Here is a 14,521-nt window from a genome sequence, read left to right as displayed (position 1 = left end):
AGTCGAGCGGCTCGGCCACCGGACCCCTAACCGGCCGCCACCAGCAGCTCCGACTCCGCCTCCCGCTCCGCCATCCCCCGCAACGGCCCCTCCACCGAGGCCAGTCCGGCGAACGGCCCCCGCTGCACGACCCGTCCTTCGTCCAGCACGATCACCTCGTCCACGTCCTCCAGGCCCGCGAGCCGGTGGGTGATGAGCAGGGTCGTACGGCCCTCCGTGGCGGCCAGGAGATCGGCGGTGAGCGCGTCGGCGGTCGCCAGGTCCAGGTGTTCGGCGGGCTCGTCGAGCACGAGGACCGGGAAGTCGGCGAGCAGCGCGCGGGCGAGCGCCAGCCGCTGCCGCTGCCCACCGGACAGCCGCGCCCCGTGCTCACCGACCAGCGTGTCCAGGCCCTCGGGCAGCCCGTCGGCCCAGTCGAGCAGCCGGGCCCGCGCCAGCGCGCCCCGCAGTTCGTCCTCGGTCGCGTCCTTCTTCGCGAGCAGCAGGTTCTCGCGCACCGAGCTGTCGAAGAGGTGCGCGTCCTGCGCACACAGCCCGACGAGCTGTCGTACGTCGTCGCCGTCCAGGGCGTACGCGTCCACACCGGCCAGCGTGTACGTGCCGGCGTCCGCGTCGAGGAACCGCAGCAGCACCTGCGCCAGCGTCGTCTTGCCTGACCCGGAGGACCCGACGACGGCGACCCGGCGCCCCTTCTCCAACGTCAGGGCGAGCCCGGCGAGCGCGTCCCGGTCCTGCCCGGTGTGCCGGGCGGCCAGTCCCTGCACGACGAGCGGGAAGGGTGTCGCGGGCGCCTGGCGGGGCCGCTCCGGTTCGCGTACGGGCTCGGGAGCGTCGAGCACCTCGTACACGCGCTCGGCGCTCTTGCGGACCCGCTGCCGGTACTGCACGGCGAGGGGCAGTCCGAGGACGGCCTCGAACGCGGCGAGCGGGGTGAGGACGACGACCGCCGTCAACACGCCACTGAGCCGCCCCGCGGTGACGGCCTGGGCGGCAACGAGCGCGGTGGCGGCGACGGTCAGGCCCGAGATCAGCGCGGTGAGTCCGTCGCCGAGGGCGGTGGCGGTGGCCGCTCGGGAGGCGATCCGGGTGAGCGTGCTGTCGGCCCGCTTGGCCTCCGCCGTACGGGCGGGCAGCGCACCGGCGACCGTCAACTCGGCGGTTCCGGTGAGCAGTTCGGTCACGCGGGTGGCGAGTGCTCCGCGGGCGGGGGCCAAGCGCCGTTCGGCACGGCGGGCCACGGCGCCGGTCACGAGGGGGACGCCGACACCGGCCGCGAGGAGACCGACCGCGAGGACGGCACCGGCCTCGGGCAACAGCCAGGCCGTGAAGCCGACCGTCGCCGCGGATACGGCGGCCGCGACCCCGGCGGGCAGCAGCCAGCGCAGCCAGTAGTCCTGGAGCGCGTCCACGTCGGCGACGAGCCGGGACAGCAGATCGCCGCGACGGGTGTCGCGCAGCCCGGCGGGCGCCAGCCGCTCAAGGCGCCGGTAGACGGCGACCCGGGTGTCGGCCAGCATCCGCAGCACCGCGTCGTGCGACACGAGCCGCTCCGCGTACCGGAAAACGGCCCGCCCGATCCCGAAGGTCCGGGTCGCCGTGACGGCCACCATCAGGTACAGCACGGGCGGCTGCTGCGAGGCCCGCGAGATCAGCCACCCCGAGGTACCCATGAGCCCAACAGCACTGCCCAGCGCGAGACTTCCGAGCAACAGCGCCAGGGCGAGGCGACCGCGCCGGGCACCGGACATGGCACGGACCCGGGCGAGGACACCACCCGTGTGCGCCGCGAGCCGTGTCTCGGGCTCGTCGGCGACAGCAGAATCCACCGGCACCTCCGACGAGACCGGGTTCATGTCGGCGAGCGTCGGCGCGGCCTCCGCGTGAATCGCAGCCACGCCCTCCGTCACCCGCACCACCCGGTCGGCCACCGCCAGGAGGGCCGGCCGGTGCACCACGAGCAGCACTGTCCGCCCGACCGCCAACCGCCGTACCGCCTCGACCACTTCGGCCTCGGTCGCTCCGTCCAGCGCTGCCGTCGGTTCGTCGAGGAGCAGGACGGGCCGGTCGGCGAGGAAGGCCCGGGCGAGGGCGAGCCGTTGCCGCTGCCCGGCGGACAGCCCGGCCCCGTCCTCACCGAGCACGCTCCCGATGCCCTCGGACAACGCGTCCACGAAGTCCAGGGCGCCCGCATCGGTCAACGCCCGCCGTACGGCGGTGTCGTCGGCGTCGGGGTGGGCGAGCCGGATGTTCTCGGCGATCGTCCCGGCGTACAGCTGTGGGCGTTGCGGCACCCAGGCGATCCGCGACCGCCAACGCTCCAGGTCGACGTCGGTGAGATCGACTCCCCCGACGCGTACCCGACCCTCGGTGGGCCGTACGAACCCCAACAGGGCGTTCAGCAACGTGGACTTGCCGGAGCCGCTCGGGCCGACGAGGGCGACCGTCTCTCCGGGTGCCACGGCGAAGGACGCGTCCGACACGGCGTCCGCAGACCGCCCGGGATAGCGGACCGTCACGCCCTCGAAGGTCAGGGCGTCCGACGGCACCTCTTCGGTGCCCGAGGCCGAGACCGGCGTCTCCAGTACGGCGAAGATCTCCTCAGCCGCCGCGAGGCCCTCCGCCGCCGCGTGGTACTGCGCGCCCACCTGACGCAGCGGCAGATACGCCTCGGGGGCCAGAACGAGGACGACAAGGCCGACGTAGAGGTCCATGTCGCCGTGGACGAGGCGCATGCCGATCGTCACGGCGACCAGGGCCACGGAGAGGGTGGCGAGAAGTTCCAGGGCGAAGGAGGAGACGAACGCGATCCGGAGCGTCCGCATGGTCGCCTGGCGGTACTCGCCGGTGATGCGCCGGATCGAGTCGGCCTGTGCTTTGGCCCGCCCGAACACCTTCAGGGTGGGCAGGCCCGCGACCACGTCCAGGAAGTGCCCGGACAGGCGGGACAGCAACTGCCACTGCCGGTCCATCCGGGACTGCGCGGCCCAGCCGATCATCACCATGAAGAGCGGGATGAGCGGGAGTGTGCCGACGATGATCGCCGCCGACACCCAGTCCTCGGTGACGATCCGGGCCAGCACCGCCACCGGGACGACGATCGCGAGGCCCAACTGCGGGAGGTAGCGCGAGAAGTAGTCGTCGAGGGCGTCGACGCCCCGGGTGGCGAGGGCGACCAGCGAACCGGTCCGCTGCCCGCTCAGCCAGCCGGGGCCCAGCTCCACGGAACGCTCCAGCAGCCGTCGCCGTAGCTCCGACTTCACGGCGGCGCTGGCGCGATGGGCGGCGAGTTCGGTGAGCCAGGAGACGAGGGCGCGGCCGACGGCGACCGCCACCAACAGCAGCAGGGGAGTGCCGAGTTCACCGACGGACATCCGGTGCTGGAAGGCACCGACCACGACCTCGGCGATGAGCATCGCCTGGGCGATGACCAGCAACGCACCGACAGCACCCAGGCCGACGACCGCCATGAGGAAGAGGCGGGTGGCGCGGGCGTAGCGGAGCAGACGTGGGTCGATCGGTTTCACGTGAAACACACCCTCTTCTCGGGAGGTCCCCGACTTCGCAGCGGGTTCCGACTTCTCGGCGGGCCCAAGGGGGCATGTTTCACGTGAAACATGCCCCAAGTCGGACTCAGTGCGCGGACTCGGCTCTCAGACTCAGTGCGCGGCTTCGGCGATGTGCTGCGTGCCGATCCGCTTGCGGAACACCCAGTAGGTCCAGCTCTGGTAGAGCAGGACGATCGGCGTGGCGATACCCGCGCACCAGGTCATGATCTTCAGGGTGTACGGGCTCGACGAGGCGTTGGTGACCGTGAGGCTCCAGTCCGGGTTGAGCGAGGACGGCATGACGTTCGGGAAGAGCGACAGGAAGAGCATCGCGACGGCCGCCACGATGGTCAGGCCGGAGAACGCGAACGACCAGCCCTCACGGCCCAGCTGGATCGCCCCCAGCGCCGCGACGAGCGCGACGACGGCCACGATCAGCGCGACCAGACTCTTGCCGTCACCGCTGTCGACCTGGGTCCAGATCAGGAAGGCCAGCGCCAACAGGGCGGTGACGAGGCCGACTTGAAGCGCCAGCTTCCGGGCCCGGGTCCGGATGTCCCCGACCGTCTTGAGGGCCGTGAACACCGCGCCGTGGAAGGTGAAGAGGGTCAGGGTGACCAGGCCGCCGAGGATCGCGTACGGGTTGAGCAGGTCCCAGAAGTTACCGGCGTACTCGAAGTTCTTGTCGATCTTCACGCCCCGGACGATGTTGCCGAAGGCCACGCCCCACAGGAACGCGGGGAGCAGCGAGGTCCAGAAGATCGCCGTCTCCCAGTTGCGCTGCCAGTTCTCCTCGGGCCGCTTCGCCCGGTACTCGAAGGCGACGCCCCGGACGATCAGGCAGACCAGGATGATCAGCAGGGCGAGGTAGAAGCCGGAGAAGAGGGTGGCGTACCACTCGGGGAAGGCGGCGAAGGTCGCGCCGCCGGCCGAGAGGAGCCAGACCTCGTTGCCGTCCCAGACCGGGCCGATCGTGTTGATCAGGACCCGCTTCTCGGTGCGGTCGCGGGCGAGCAGTTTGGTGAGGATGCCGACCCCGAAGTCGAAGCCCTCCAGGAAGAAGTAGCCGGTCCACAGGACGGCGATGAGGACGAACCAGACGTCGTGCAGTTCCATGACTGTTGCAGCTCCCTCGGCCTAGTACGAGAAGGCCATCGGCTTGTCGGCGTCACGGGAGTCGCCGCCGATCTTCGTGGGCGGGTTGAGGTCGGCCTCGGTGAGTTCGGGCGGGCCGGCCTTGACGTACTTCGCGAGCAGCTTGACCTCGATGACGGCGAGGACGGCGTAGAGCGAGGTGAAGACGATCATCGAGGTGAGGACCTCGCCCTGGGAGACGCTGGGGGAGACCGCGTCACGGGTCTGGAAGAGGCCGTAGACGACCCAGGGCTGGCGGCCCATCTCGGTGAAGATCCAGCCCCAGGAGTTGGCGATCAGCGGGAAGCCGAGGGTCCAGATCGACACGAGCCAGTAGAGCTTGGTGAGTTTCGGGCCGAGGGCCTTCTTCTTGAAGAGGACGACGTTCGGCACTTCGTCCTCGGCGACCCGCAGATGCTGGGGCAGCATGAACTTCTTGCGGGTCAGCCAGAGTCCGGCCAGGCCGATGACGAAGGACGCCATCCCGAAGCCGATCATCCAGCGGAACGCCCAGAAGGTGACGGGGATGATGGGCCGGTAGTCGCCGGGACCGTACTTGGCCTGCTCGGCCTTGTTGGTGTCGTTGATGCCGGGGACGTAGGAGCTGAAGTCGTCGTCGGCGAGGAAGGACAGTATCCCGGGGATCGACAGCTCGACGGAGTTGTGGCCCTTGCTGACGTCGCCGTAGGCGAAGATCGAGAACGGCGCGGAGTTCTGGCCGTCCCACAGCGCCTCGGCGGACGCCATCTTCATCGGCTGCTGCTTGAACATGACCTTGCCGAGGGTGTCGCCGCTGACGGCGGTGAGCAGGCCGGCGATGGCGACGGTGATCAGGCCCAGCCGCAGCGAGCTCTTCATCACCGCGATGTGCTTCTTGCGGAACAGGTGGAAGGCCGCGATGCCGACCATGAACGCGCCACCGGTCAGGAACGACGCGGAGAGCGTGTGGAAGGCCTGCGCGAGGGCGGTGTTCTGGGTCAGCACGTGCCAGAAGTCGGTGAGTTCGGCACGGCCCTTCGCCTTGTTGATCTTGTAGCCGACGGGATGCTGCATCCACGAGTTGGCCGCGAGGATGAAGTACGCCGACAGGATCGTGCCGAGCGAGACCATCCAGATGCAGGCCAGGTGGATCCGCTTGGGCAGCTTGTCCCAGCCGAAGATCCACAGCCCGATGAAGGTGGACTCGAAGAAGAACGCGATCAGCGCCTCGAAGGCGAGCGGGGCACCGAAGATGTCACCGACGAACCGCGAGTAGGTGGACCAGTTCATGCCGAACTGGAACTCCTGGACGATGCCCGTGACGACGCCCATGGCGATGTTGATCAGGAAGAGCTTGCCCCAGAACTTGGTGGCCCTGAGGTACTTCTCCTTCTCCGTGCGCACCCACGCGGTCTGCAGCCCGGCCGTGAGAGCGGCGAGCGAGATCGTCAGGGGGATGAACAGGAAGTGGTAGACGGTGGTGATGCCGAACTGCCATCGCGCCAGTGTCTCTGGCGCCAGAGCCATTTCCACGTCGTCGGTCTCCTTATGTCGCCGTGGTACAGCGGCAGTTTGCCCCTTTTATCGCACGCATCATGGGACGAACTGGGACACGCTTGTGAACGCGTTCACATTCACAAGCTATTATGACGTACGGATTTTCGGCAGCGGAAGGGGGGTCCCGCTCGGAGGCCCATTACGGAGGGGAGTCCCCCTGAGGCAACCCCCCTGACGTCACTCGTTACGAACCCTCACATCGGCGGTTGTGACGAACGACCCATCGGCAGTGGTGACGAACCACCCGCCGCCGACGGCTAGAGCTCCTTGCGGAACCCCTCCGCCACCTTCAGGAAGATGTCGTTGCCCTCGGTCTCCCCGATCGTGATCCGCACACCCTCACCCGCGAACGGCCGTACCACCACGCCCGCCTGGTCGCAGGCCGCCGCGAAGTCGAGCGTGCGCTCCCCCAGCCGTAGCCACACGAAGTTGGCCTGGGTCTCCGGGACCGTCCAGCCCTGGGCGCGCAGCGTGTCGACCACGCGGGTGCGCTCGCCGACCAACGAGCCGACGCGGCCGAGCAGTTCGTCCTCGGCACGCAGCGAGGCGATCGCCGCGTCCTGCGCGAGCTGGCTCACCCCGAAGGGCACGGCCGTCTTGCGCAGCGCCGCGGCCACCGGCTCGTGGGCGATCGCGAAACCGACCCGCAGGCCGGCGAGGCCGTACGCCTTGGAGAAGGTCCGCAGGACGCAGACGTTCGGCCGGTCGCGGTAGAGCTGGACGCCGTCCGGGACCTCCATGTCGCGGATGAACTCCCGGTACGCCTCGTCCAGGACGACGAGCACATCGCCGGGCACCCGGTCCAGGAAGCGCTCCAGCTCGGCCCGGCGGACGACCGTGCCCGTGGGGTTGTTGGGGTTGCAGACGAAGATCAGCCGGGTGCGGTCGGTGATGGCGTCGGCCATCGCGTCCAGGTCGTGCACGTCACCCGGTGTCAGCGGTACCTGCACGGCCGTGGCGCCGCTGACCCGGGTGATGATCGGGTACGCCTCGAAGGAGCGCCAGGCGTACATGACCTCGTCGCCGGGGCCGGCGGTCGCCTGGATCAGCTGCTGGGCGACGCCGACCGAGCCGGTGCCGGTGGCCAGGTGGGAGACGGGGACGCCGAACCGTTCCGCCAGCTCGTTCATCAGGCCGGTGCACGCCATGTCGGGGTACCGGTTGAAGTTCTGGGCGGCCGCGGTGACGCTCTCCATCACGCCGGGCAGCGGGGGGTACGGGTTCTCGTTGGAGGACAGCTTGTAGGCCACCGGACCGTCCGCCGAGGCGGGCCTGCCCGGCTTGTAGGTGGGGATACCCTCCAGCTCGGCGCGCAGCTTCGGGCTCGTCTCGCTCACCGCAGTCCTCCTTGTGACCACCACCGGCACCACCGGCTACCAATACTGCTCACCTTATGAGGATTCGGGGGTGGTGCGTACAGGTGCGGTACGGGGGTCCGGTACGAGCGGGCGGCTTCCGGCATCAGGATGAGCAGCCTCCGGCGTCCGCGTGATCAGTCACCGGCGTCCGATCGACGCCCGCGTGAACGGTCTTCCGGCGTCTCCCGAGATCGCCCCACGCGTCACATACGCATCAGGGGCAACACCGCACGAAGGCGCACGAACCGGGGGCGCGCTGTACATATATCTATGCGCCGGTAGCTCGCGCCGTGGCGCGCATCCCTCGTGCAGGTGAGTTGAGACCTCTTCGAAACATGGGGGTCTTGGCAGGCCCATGCGCGCCGACAAGTCACGTAATGCCATCGCATCGTTTAACTGACTTTGTTTCTAAGGCAGTTGACCCCTTCTGACCTTGCAGAAACGTGCCTGTCAACGCGTGCATATGCGTCCGCACTACCCCACCGCATGAGCCCTACTATCGGCTCGCCATGACAGCAGCAGGGAAGCACCAGGTGAGCCGCGCGGAAACCTCTCGTCGAGGAAGCCGGCCGGGCCGGGCGGGAATCAGAGACGTGGCCGCCGCGGCCGGAGTCTCCATCACGACCGTCTCCGACGCCCTCAACGGCAAGGGCCGGCTCCCGGACGCCACCCGACGCCATGTCCGAGAAGTCGCCGACCGGCTGGGCTATCGGCCCTCAGCGGCGGCTCGCACACTCCGTACCGGCAAGTCGGGCCTCATCGGCCTGACCGTGACGACGTACGGGGATGAACCTTTCACCTTCACCGAGTTCGCGTACTTCGCCGAGATGGCGCGGGCCGCCACCTCGGCCGCGCTCGCCCGCGGCTACGCCCTCGTGATCCTCCCCGCGACCTCGCGCCACGACGTGTGGTCGAACGTCGCCCTGGACGGCACGGTCGTCATCGACCCGTCCGACCAGGACCCGGTGGTCAGCGAGCTCGTCCGGCAGGGTTTACCGGTCGTCTCCGACGGCCGCCCGGCCGGCTCGCTCCCGGTGACCGCGTGGGTGGACAACGATCACGAGGCCGCGGTCCTGGGCATCCTGGACCACCTGGCCGACGCCGGCGCCCGCCGGATCGGCCTGCTCACGGGCACGAGCACGGACACGTACACGCATCTCTCGACCACGGCGTACCTCCGGTGGTGCGAGCGGGTGGGCCAGGATCCGGTGTACGAGTCGTACCCGGCGCACGATCCGTGCGCGGGAGCCGTCGCCGCCGACCGTTTGCTCGCCCGGCCCGACCGGCCCGACGCGGTCTACGGCCTGTTCGACCCCAACGGCACGGATCTGCTGGCGGCGGCGCGGCGGTACGGCATGCGGGTGCCGGAGGATCTGCTGCTCGTGTGCTGCAGCGAGTCCACGGTGTACGCGAACACCGAGCCGCCGGTCACGACGCTGTCGCTGAAGCCGCGGCGGATCGGTACGGCGGTCGTCCAACTCCTCATCGACGCGATCGAGGGGGTCGAGTCCGACCTGCCGATCGAGCAGGTGATACCGACGGAGCTGATCGTGCGGACGTCGTCCCAACGGCGCCCGCCGAGAACGACTGTCAGTCCACCTCGGTCGCCTGAGGGGAAGTAGGGGCGGGGTGTCCCGAGGGGGCGGGGGTGCCCCGGGGGGACGGGGGCGCCCCCGGGGGTCGGTGCCGTCCGGGTGGGTGTGGGCTCGGGCGGGGGTGAGGGGTAGGGGTTGCATCGGGGGCTGTGGTCGGACGGAGGCGGGGCGGCTGGGTTCGCTCCGGGCACTGGGCGGGGTGCGGCGGTACCAGGCGGGCTCGGGGCTTGGTGGCGGTCGGGGCGGTGCTCGGACTTCCCCAGGGTGCCGTGATCGGGCGGAAGCGGAGGCCGGGCTTGTTCCGGGTGGCCGTGGGGGGCGGTGCCGGGGGCTCCCGTCGAGTTGCCGCCGGGGTCCCGGCGTCGAGGGTCAGCTCGGGTGCCGAGGCTCACCTCAGGTCCCAGGGCGAGCCTCGGGTGCCGTCGCGAGCGGAACTGGGCCGGGACTTCCACCTGGCAACCCGGTCCGGCCTGGCAACCCGGTCCTGCCTGGCAACCCGGTCCTGCCCGGCACCTCGGTCCGCCCCCGCCACCTCGGTCCGCCCCCGCCACCTCGGTCCGCCCCCGCCACCCCGGTCCGCCCCGCCACCCCGGTCCGCCCCGCCACCCCGGTCCGGTCAGGGACCGGAGTACTCGCGCCGGGTGCCACAGGCGCAGCCGGGGTGGTGCCGCCAGGCGCCATGGGGGTGGCCGGAGCGGTAACGGGGACTCCTCTCGGGCCCGCGGCGCGCAGGCCCCCTCAGGTGCCCGTGGCGGGCCGAACCGCCGCCGGGACTCCCACTCGGCGCCGGGGCCGGCCCGGCGGGCGGTGAGGCCTGCGCCCCCGCGGGCAAGGACGGCAGTCGGGCCCGGTACCAACGCCGGACAGTCGGTCGGTGCCGGGGCCTGCGGGGCGGGCGGTGGATCCGGCACCCTGGTAGGCAGGCCGGCCAGCGGTCGGGATCGATACCGACGCCGGCCAGGCGACCGTACCCGGGGCCCACAAGGCGGACCGCCGAACCGGCCCCCTGACGGTCAGGGCGCGCACTGGGGACCGGCAACGAAGCGGGCGCCCAACACCAGCGCCGGACACCCGGTCAACACCGCTGCCAAGACCAACTGAACCGGCGGTGAGACCAGCGCTGAGACCAGCACCGTGACGGACAGGGCACGCACTGAGCACCGACGAACCGCAGGCAGCCGGCCCGGAGCAGAATCCCGATATCGGCACCGAGGTGGACGACCGGCACCAGCACCGGACAGGCGATCGGCACCCACGACGAACAGCCCGCCGCCACCGCCCCCAGAAGTGGAAGACCGGCACCAACGCCAACCAGGCAATCGGCACCCACGTCAGCCAGTCAGCCCGCACCAACCCCGATCAGCCGGTCCACACCAGCCCCACGGAGCGCCCCACCACCCCCGAACAAGCCCCACCCAACCAGCCCCACGGAAGCGGCCCGCGAAGCCCAGTGCCCCGCAGAGCCCCCCACTCGCCACCCACTCGCCCGCAGCCGCCGACGAACCGGGAGCGGGTCGTGGCGGTACGGCGCAGCCCGCCGCGTACCCGGCACCAACCCGTCCAGCCGTGGTGACAAACCGAAGGACCCCGCAAGCGGCGGCCTCGCCGTACCGCCACGGCCCCGACCCCACCCACCACCCCCGGCGGGCGACCACACCCCGCCCCCACCACACACCTGCGGGCGATCCCACCCCGAAACGACACCCCCGCCACCCCGCACAAGCGATCGCCACCGCCCTCAGCCAGGCACCGCCCCACCAACCCCACCCAGGCACCACCCAAGCAACCCCCACCACCCCCGACCACGCACCCCCCACCCACCCCACCGCAAGGAACCACCACCAACGATTTCCAGCCGCCCAACGGCGCGAACCAACCCCCGCCCACCCCCCGTCAAGCAGACGGCCGCCAGCCGAACCCCTGCCCAATCGGGGCGAAAGCCGCGGTGGACCGGAGTCCTGGTCCGATTCAGCACCCCTGGGTCATCACATGGCGCGATCCGCATTCCTATGATGGGCCCACGACACCGCGGGCCGCTGCGACCAGGCAGTCCGACGCGGTGCAGACGCGGCGTGATGGTGGAGGGGTCGATGACTCAGGGGGCCGGTCAGGGACCCGAGACGGAGCGGACGGCGACGTTGCGCGACTTCCGGGTACCCGCGTACGTCCACGAGACCGGTCCGTACGCCGACAGCGCGCAGCCCGGCGAGGCCGTACGACCCGACGAGGAGGCCTTTGACGAGGCCTTCGACGAGGTCTATCCGGAGGGCTACACGCCCACGCAGCGCGATCTGCCCGTCATCCGTCGGGGTGACACGGTTCAGGTCGCGGTGGACCCGGCGTCGGCGGTCGTCCCGCAACAGACGGAGGGCCCCGGTCCGCTGTTCGTCGTAGGGGATGTGCACGGCTACCTGGACGAACTGGTGGCCGCCCTGCGGGAGAAGGGCCTGATCGACGCCGCGGGCAGCTGGTGCGCGGGCACCGCGCGGCTCTGGTTCCTCGGCGACTTCACCGACCGCGGCCCCGACGGCATCGGCGTCATCGACCTGGTGATGCGGCTGTCCGCCGAGGCCGCCGCGGCCGGTGGCTACTGCAAGGCCCTGATGGGCAACCACGAGCTGCTCCTGCTCGGCGCGAAGCGGTTCGGCGACACCCCCGTCAACTCCGGCGCGGGCACCGCCACCTTCCAGGCGGCCTGGCTGCTCAACGGCGGCCAGAAGACCGACATGGACCGCCTCCAGGACGTCCACCTGCAGTGGATGGCCCGGCTGGACGCCATGGAGGAGGTCGACGGCCACCTGCTCGTCCACTCCGACACCACCGCCTACCTCGACTACGGCGACTCGATCGAGGCGGTCAACGACAACGTCCGCGAGACCCTCACGCGCAACGACGCGGACGAGGTCTGGGACGTGTTCCGCAAGTTCACCAAGCGCTTCTCCTTCCGCGACGAGGGCGGCGCCGACCATGTCCGCTCCCTGCTCGACATGTACGGCGGGACCCGGATCGTGCACGGCCACAGCCCGATTCCCTATCTCCTGGGCGACGTGGGCTCCGAGGACGGCGAGGACACCGCCGGTCCCGTGGTCGAGGGACCGCACGTCTACGCCGAGGGACTCGCCATCGCGATGGACGGCGGAGTGACCATGGCCGGAAAACTGCTGGTCCAGCAACTGCCCCTGGATATCTGAGCGTTTATCGGGCAGGCGTCCCCTCCGGAGGACCGGCGGACGACAGCGCTGGCCAGGGCCAATTTCTGGAAACCCCCTGTCACCGTGTGCCGTCGCCGCTCTACCATCGGCTTATCCGTAGCAGGCTCCCCTCCGTTTCTGCCCGACGGCTCGTTGGCATGCGAGCCCCAAGCCCTACGGAGCATCGGGGGATGCACATGAACAGCGTTCCGCAGCACCTGCACAGCGAGGACCGCCAGGAGTACGAGCGGATCCTCGACGAGGCGCTGCGCTCCGCCCCTACCCGCCCGGAACTGGCCGCAGTCGGTAAGCGGCTCAACCCCGAACAGCTGCGCACCATGGCGCTGAACGCCACCGCGCTCATCACGGCGGCCGCGGCGACCGAGTACCAGCACTACGTGAAGGTCCGCGAGGAACTGCGCCGGCCGGCGTCGTCCACCCCGTCACCCGTCCACGAGACCGACTCCGCGGAGCCGGCCGGCGTGGGCGCGATGGGGCTCGCCACCACCCTGGGGGAGGCGGCCGAGGGTGCGGGCGCCATCGCCGTAGCCGCCGTCCTCACCCCCGTCCTCGCCGGCACGGCCGCGGCGATATTCCTGCTCGTGGGCTACATCCTCAAGATGCTCAGCCCCGAACCGGCGTTCGCCAAGACCATGCTCACCGCCGGCTGGGTGTTCGGCGCCATGACCGCCGCGGCGATCCTCGTCGCCATCGTCGGCCTGCTGCTCACCGCTCTGCGCAACAGGCCCTCACCCGACACCGGCCCCTACGGCGAGTCGGGCGGCGAAGTGGCCCGCGCCAGGGAGGCCTGGCACGACGCCCTCCTGGAACGCGGCATCCTGCCGTTCCTCCAGGAGGCGCTCGCGGCTCCTGGCACGGCGACCCTCCGCCGTACGACACCCACGGCACCGAGTCGCATGCCGCACCTCGGCTACGACCGCCCCGGCTTCTCCAGCCCGGACGACGGCCCGGCACCGGGTCACCGCCCGAGCTTCACCAGCCCGGACTTCTCCAGCCCGGACTTCGGGGGGCCCGAACACCAGCCGGAGTAGCCCCTCGGCTTGCGCCCCCGACCAGGGGAGCGCAAGCCGAACGCCCGGTCACGGGGACACAGGGGCGGCCAAGTGATGCGCTCGGCGAACGGCAAGTCCCTCAGAGAGCCTTGCCAGGAAGATCGACGACCGCGATGCTCTCCGCCTGCGCGACAGCCAGCCGCCGGCCGTCCGGATGCAGGGCCGCGACCGGCGTCGGGATGTGCGTCACCCCGTAACTGCCCTCCCGGCAAGGCACTTCCACAGCAGGCCACTCCGCCACCGACGCCCCCGTCGTGACATCGATCAGCCGGGGATGCCCGTACAGCGAGACGAGCGTGTCACCCCGCGGGATCAGCGTGCCGATGTGGAAGTCGACCCTGTTGCGATGCACCCACCGCTTCTCGGAGAGCGACCACACGCCCAGCTGCCGTTGGCCCAGGCCTTCGGTCTCCGCGCTCTCCTCCTGGTCGACGAACTCCTCCCCGGTCGCCACCGCCACCCGGTCACCGTCGATCCAGCAGGCCGAGATCACCTCGGAACTGTTGCCCGGGTTGAAGGACGGCACGCCACGGCCGTCGAGCAGAGCGGGATCCCTCAACACCCTTTCCAGCTCGAAGACTTCGACGATCCCGTACGGATGCCACAGCCAGCCCGCCGACAACAGATGAGTCCCACCCGGAGACACCGCCAGCCGCGAGTGGAAGACGTCGTTCCGCGTACGGTCGCCGACCGTGAGCCGTTCTCCCGATTCCGCGTCCTCGATCTGGAGGAGGTCGTACTCGTCCGGGCAGTGCACCAGCACCTCACGGCCGTCCCGCAGCACCCCGAGGGCGACCGGATAGTCGAAGTCCGGGGCGTAGTCGTCATTGCGCTCCAGCTCACGGACCGTCCGATCGCCCTCCAGCAACAGTGCCCCGGTGCCCCGCTCGTCGTAGACCACGGTGAAGCGGCCGGACGGAGAGCTGACGCTCCGGTCGAACGAATACCCATGATCGTCCGAGACCTGGCGCTCCACACCATCAGGCCCCCACCGCCGACCACCCACGACGTCCACCAGATCATCGCCGTCCCACGCCAGCGACTGCGCCTCGTCCGTCACCTGCAGAAGATTCACGGTCCCCATCCCCC

Annotated in this window: 8 protein-coding genes; 3 read left to right on the top strand and 5 right to left on the bottom strand. The window is 70.4% G+C overall.

Annotated elements, in window-relative coordinates:
* Positions 1 to 26: 26 nt before the first annotated feature.
* The 4 genes from cydD to hisC form a co-directional block, all read right to left on the bottom strand.
* Positions 27 to 3,524, bottom strand: coding sequence for a thiol reductant ABC exporter subunit CydD (gene cydD / locus OG504_RS27380; RefSeq protein ID WP_405992192.1), 3,498 nt, complete (start codon positions 3,522 to 3,524; stop codon positions 27 to 29).
* A 132-nt stretch (positions 3,525 to 3,656) separates the two neighbouring features.
* Entirely contained in the window at positions 3,657 to 4,661 is a 1,005-nt protein-coding gene (cydB, locus tag OG504_RS27375) for a cytochrome d ubiquinol oxidase subunit II (protein WP_405992191.1), read from the bottom strand.
* A gap of 21 nt (positions 4,662 to 4,682) precedes the next feature.
* Positions 4,683 to 6,191, bottom strand: coding sequence for a cytochrome ubiquinol oxidase subunit I (locus OG504_RS27370; RefSeq protein WP_405992190.1), 1,509 nt, complete (start codon positions 6,189 to 6,191; stop codon positions 4,683 to 4,685).
* A gap of 281 nt (positions 6,192 to 6,472) precedes the next feature.
* The gene (hisC, locus tag OG504_RS27365) at positions 6,473 to 7,552 is read right to left on the bottom strand and encodes a histidinol-phosphate transaminase (protein WP_405992189.1); all 1,080 of its coding nucleotides are present in this window, start codon (positions 7,550 to 7,552) and stop codon (positions 6,473 to 6,475) included.
* A 530-nt stretch (positions 7,553 to 8,082) separates the two neighbouring features.
* Between hisC and OG504_RS27360 the strand changes: the two genes are divergently transcribed.
* From OG504_RS27360 to OG504_RS27350, 3 genes are all read left to right on the top strand, one after another.
* The gene (locus OG504_RS27360) at positions 8,083 to 9,195 is read left to right on the top strand and encodes a LacI family DNA-binding transcriptional regulator (RefSeq protein ID WP_078622773.1); all 1,113 of its coding nucleotides are present in this window, start codon (positions 8,083 to 8,085) and stop codon (positions 9,193 to 9,195) included.
* A gap of 2,048 nt (positions 9,196 to 11,243) precedes the next feature.
* Positions 11,244 to 12,359 (top strand): metallophosphoesterase, encoded by a 1,116-nt coding sequence (locus tag OG504_RS27355; protein ID WP_405996440.1) that lies wholly within the window; start codon positions 11,244 to 11,246, stop codon positions 12,357 to 12,359.
* 191 nt (positions 12,360 to 12,550) lie between these two features.
* Positions 12,551 to 13,411: a hypothetical protein gene (locus OG504_RS27350; RefSeq protein WP_405992188.1), complete on the top strand. Its 861-nt coding sequence runs from the start codon at positions 12,551 to 12,553 to the stop codon at positions 13,409 to 13,411.
* Between the two features lie 100 nt (positions 13,412 to 13,511).
* Here the strand turns inward: OG504_RS27350 and OG504_RS27345 are convergent, their stop codons facing one another.
* Positions 13,512 to 14,516 carry a hypothetical protein gene (locus OG504_RS27345; protein WP_405992187.1) on the bottom strand — a complete coding sequence of 335 codons (1,005 nt, stop codon included), beginning with the start codon at positions 14,514 to 14,516 and terminating at the stop codon, positions 13,512 to 13,514.
* Positions 14,517 to 14,521 lie beyond the last annotated feature (5 nt).

The sequence above is a fragment of the Streptomyces sp. NBC_00986 genome, assembly GCF_045162565.1.
Classification (GTDB): Bacteria; Actinomycetota; Actinomycetes; order Streptomycetales; family Streptomycetaceae; genus Streptomyces.
This window is presented reverse-complemented; position numbering and strand designations above follow the sequence as displayed.

Coding starts and splice junctions, on each gene's coding strand:
- OG504_RS27360 (WP_078622773.1), top strand. CDS start 8,083: ATGACAGCAGCAGGGAAGCACCAGGTGAGCCGCGCGGAAACCTCTCGT.
- OG504_RS27345 (WP_405992187.1), bottom strand. CDS start 14,516: ATGGGGACCGTGAATCTTCTGCAGGTGACGGACGAGGCGCAGTCGCTG.
- cydB (WP_405992191.1), bottom strand. CDS start 4,661: ATGGAACTGCACGACGTCTGGTTCGTCCTCATCGCCGTCCTGTGGACC.
- OG504_RS27355 (WP_405996440.1), top strand. CDS start 11,244: ATGGTGGAGGGGTCGATGACTCAGGGGGCCGGTCAGGGACCCGAGACG.
- OG504_RS27350 (WP_405992188.1), top strand. CDS start 12,551: ATGCACATGAACAGCGTTCCGCAGCACCTGCACAGCGAGGACCGCCAG.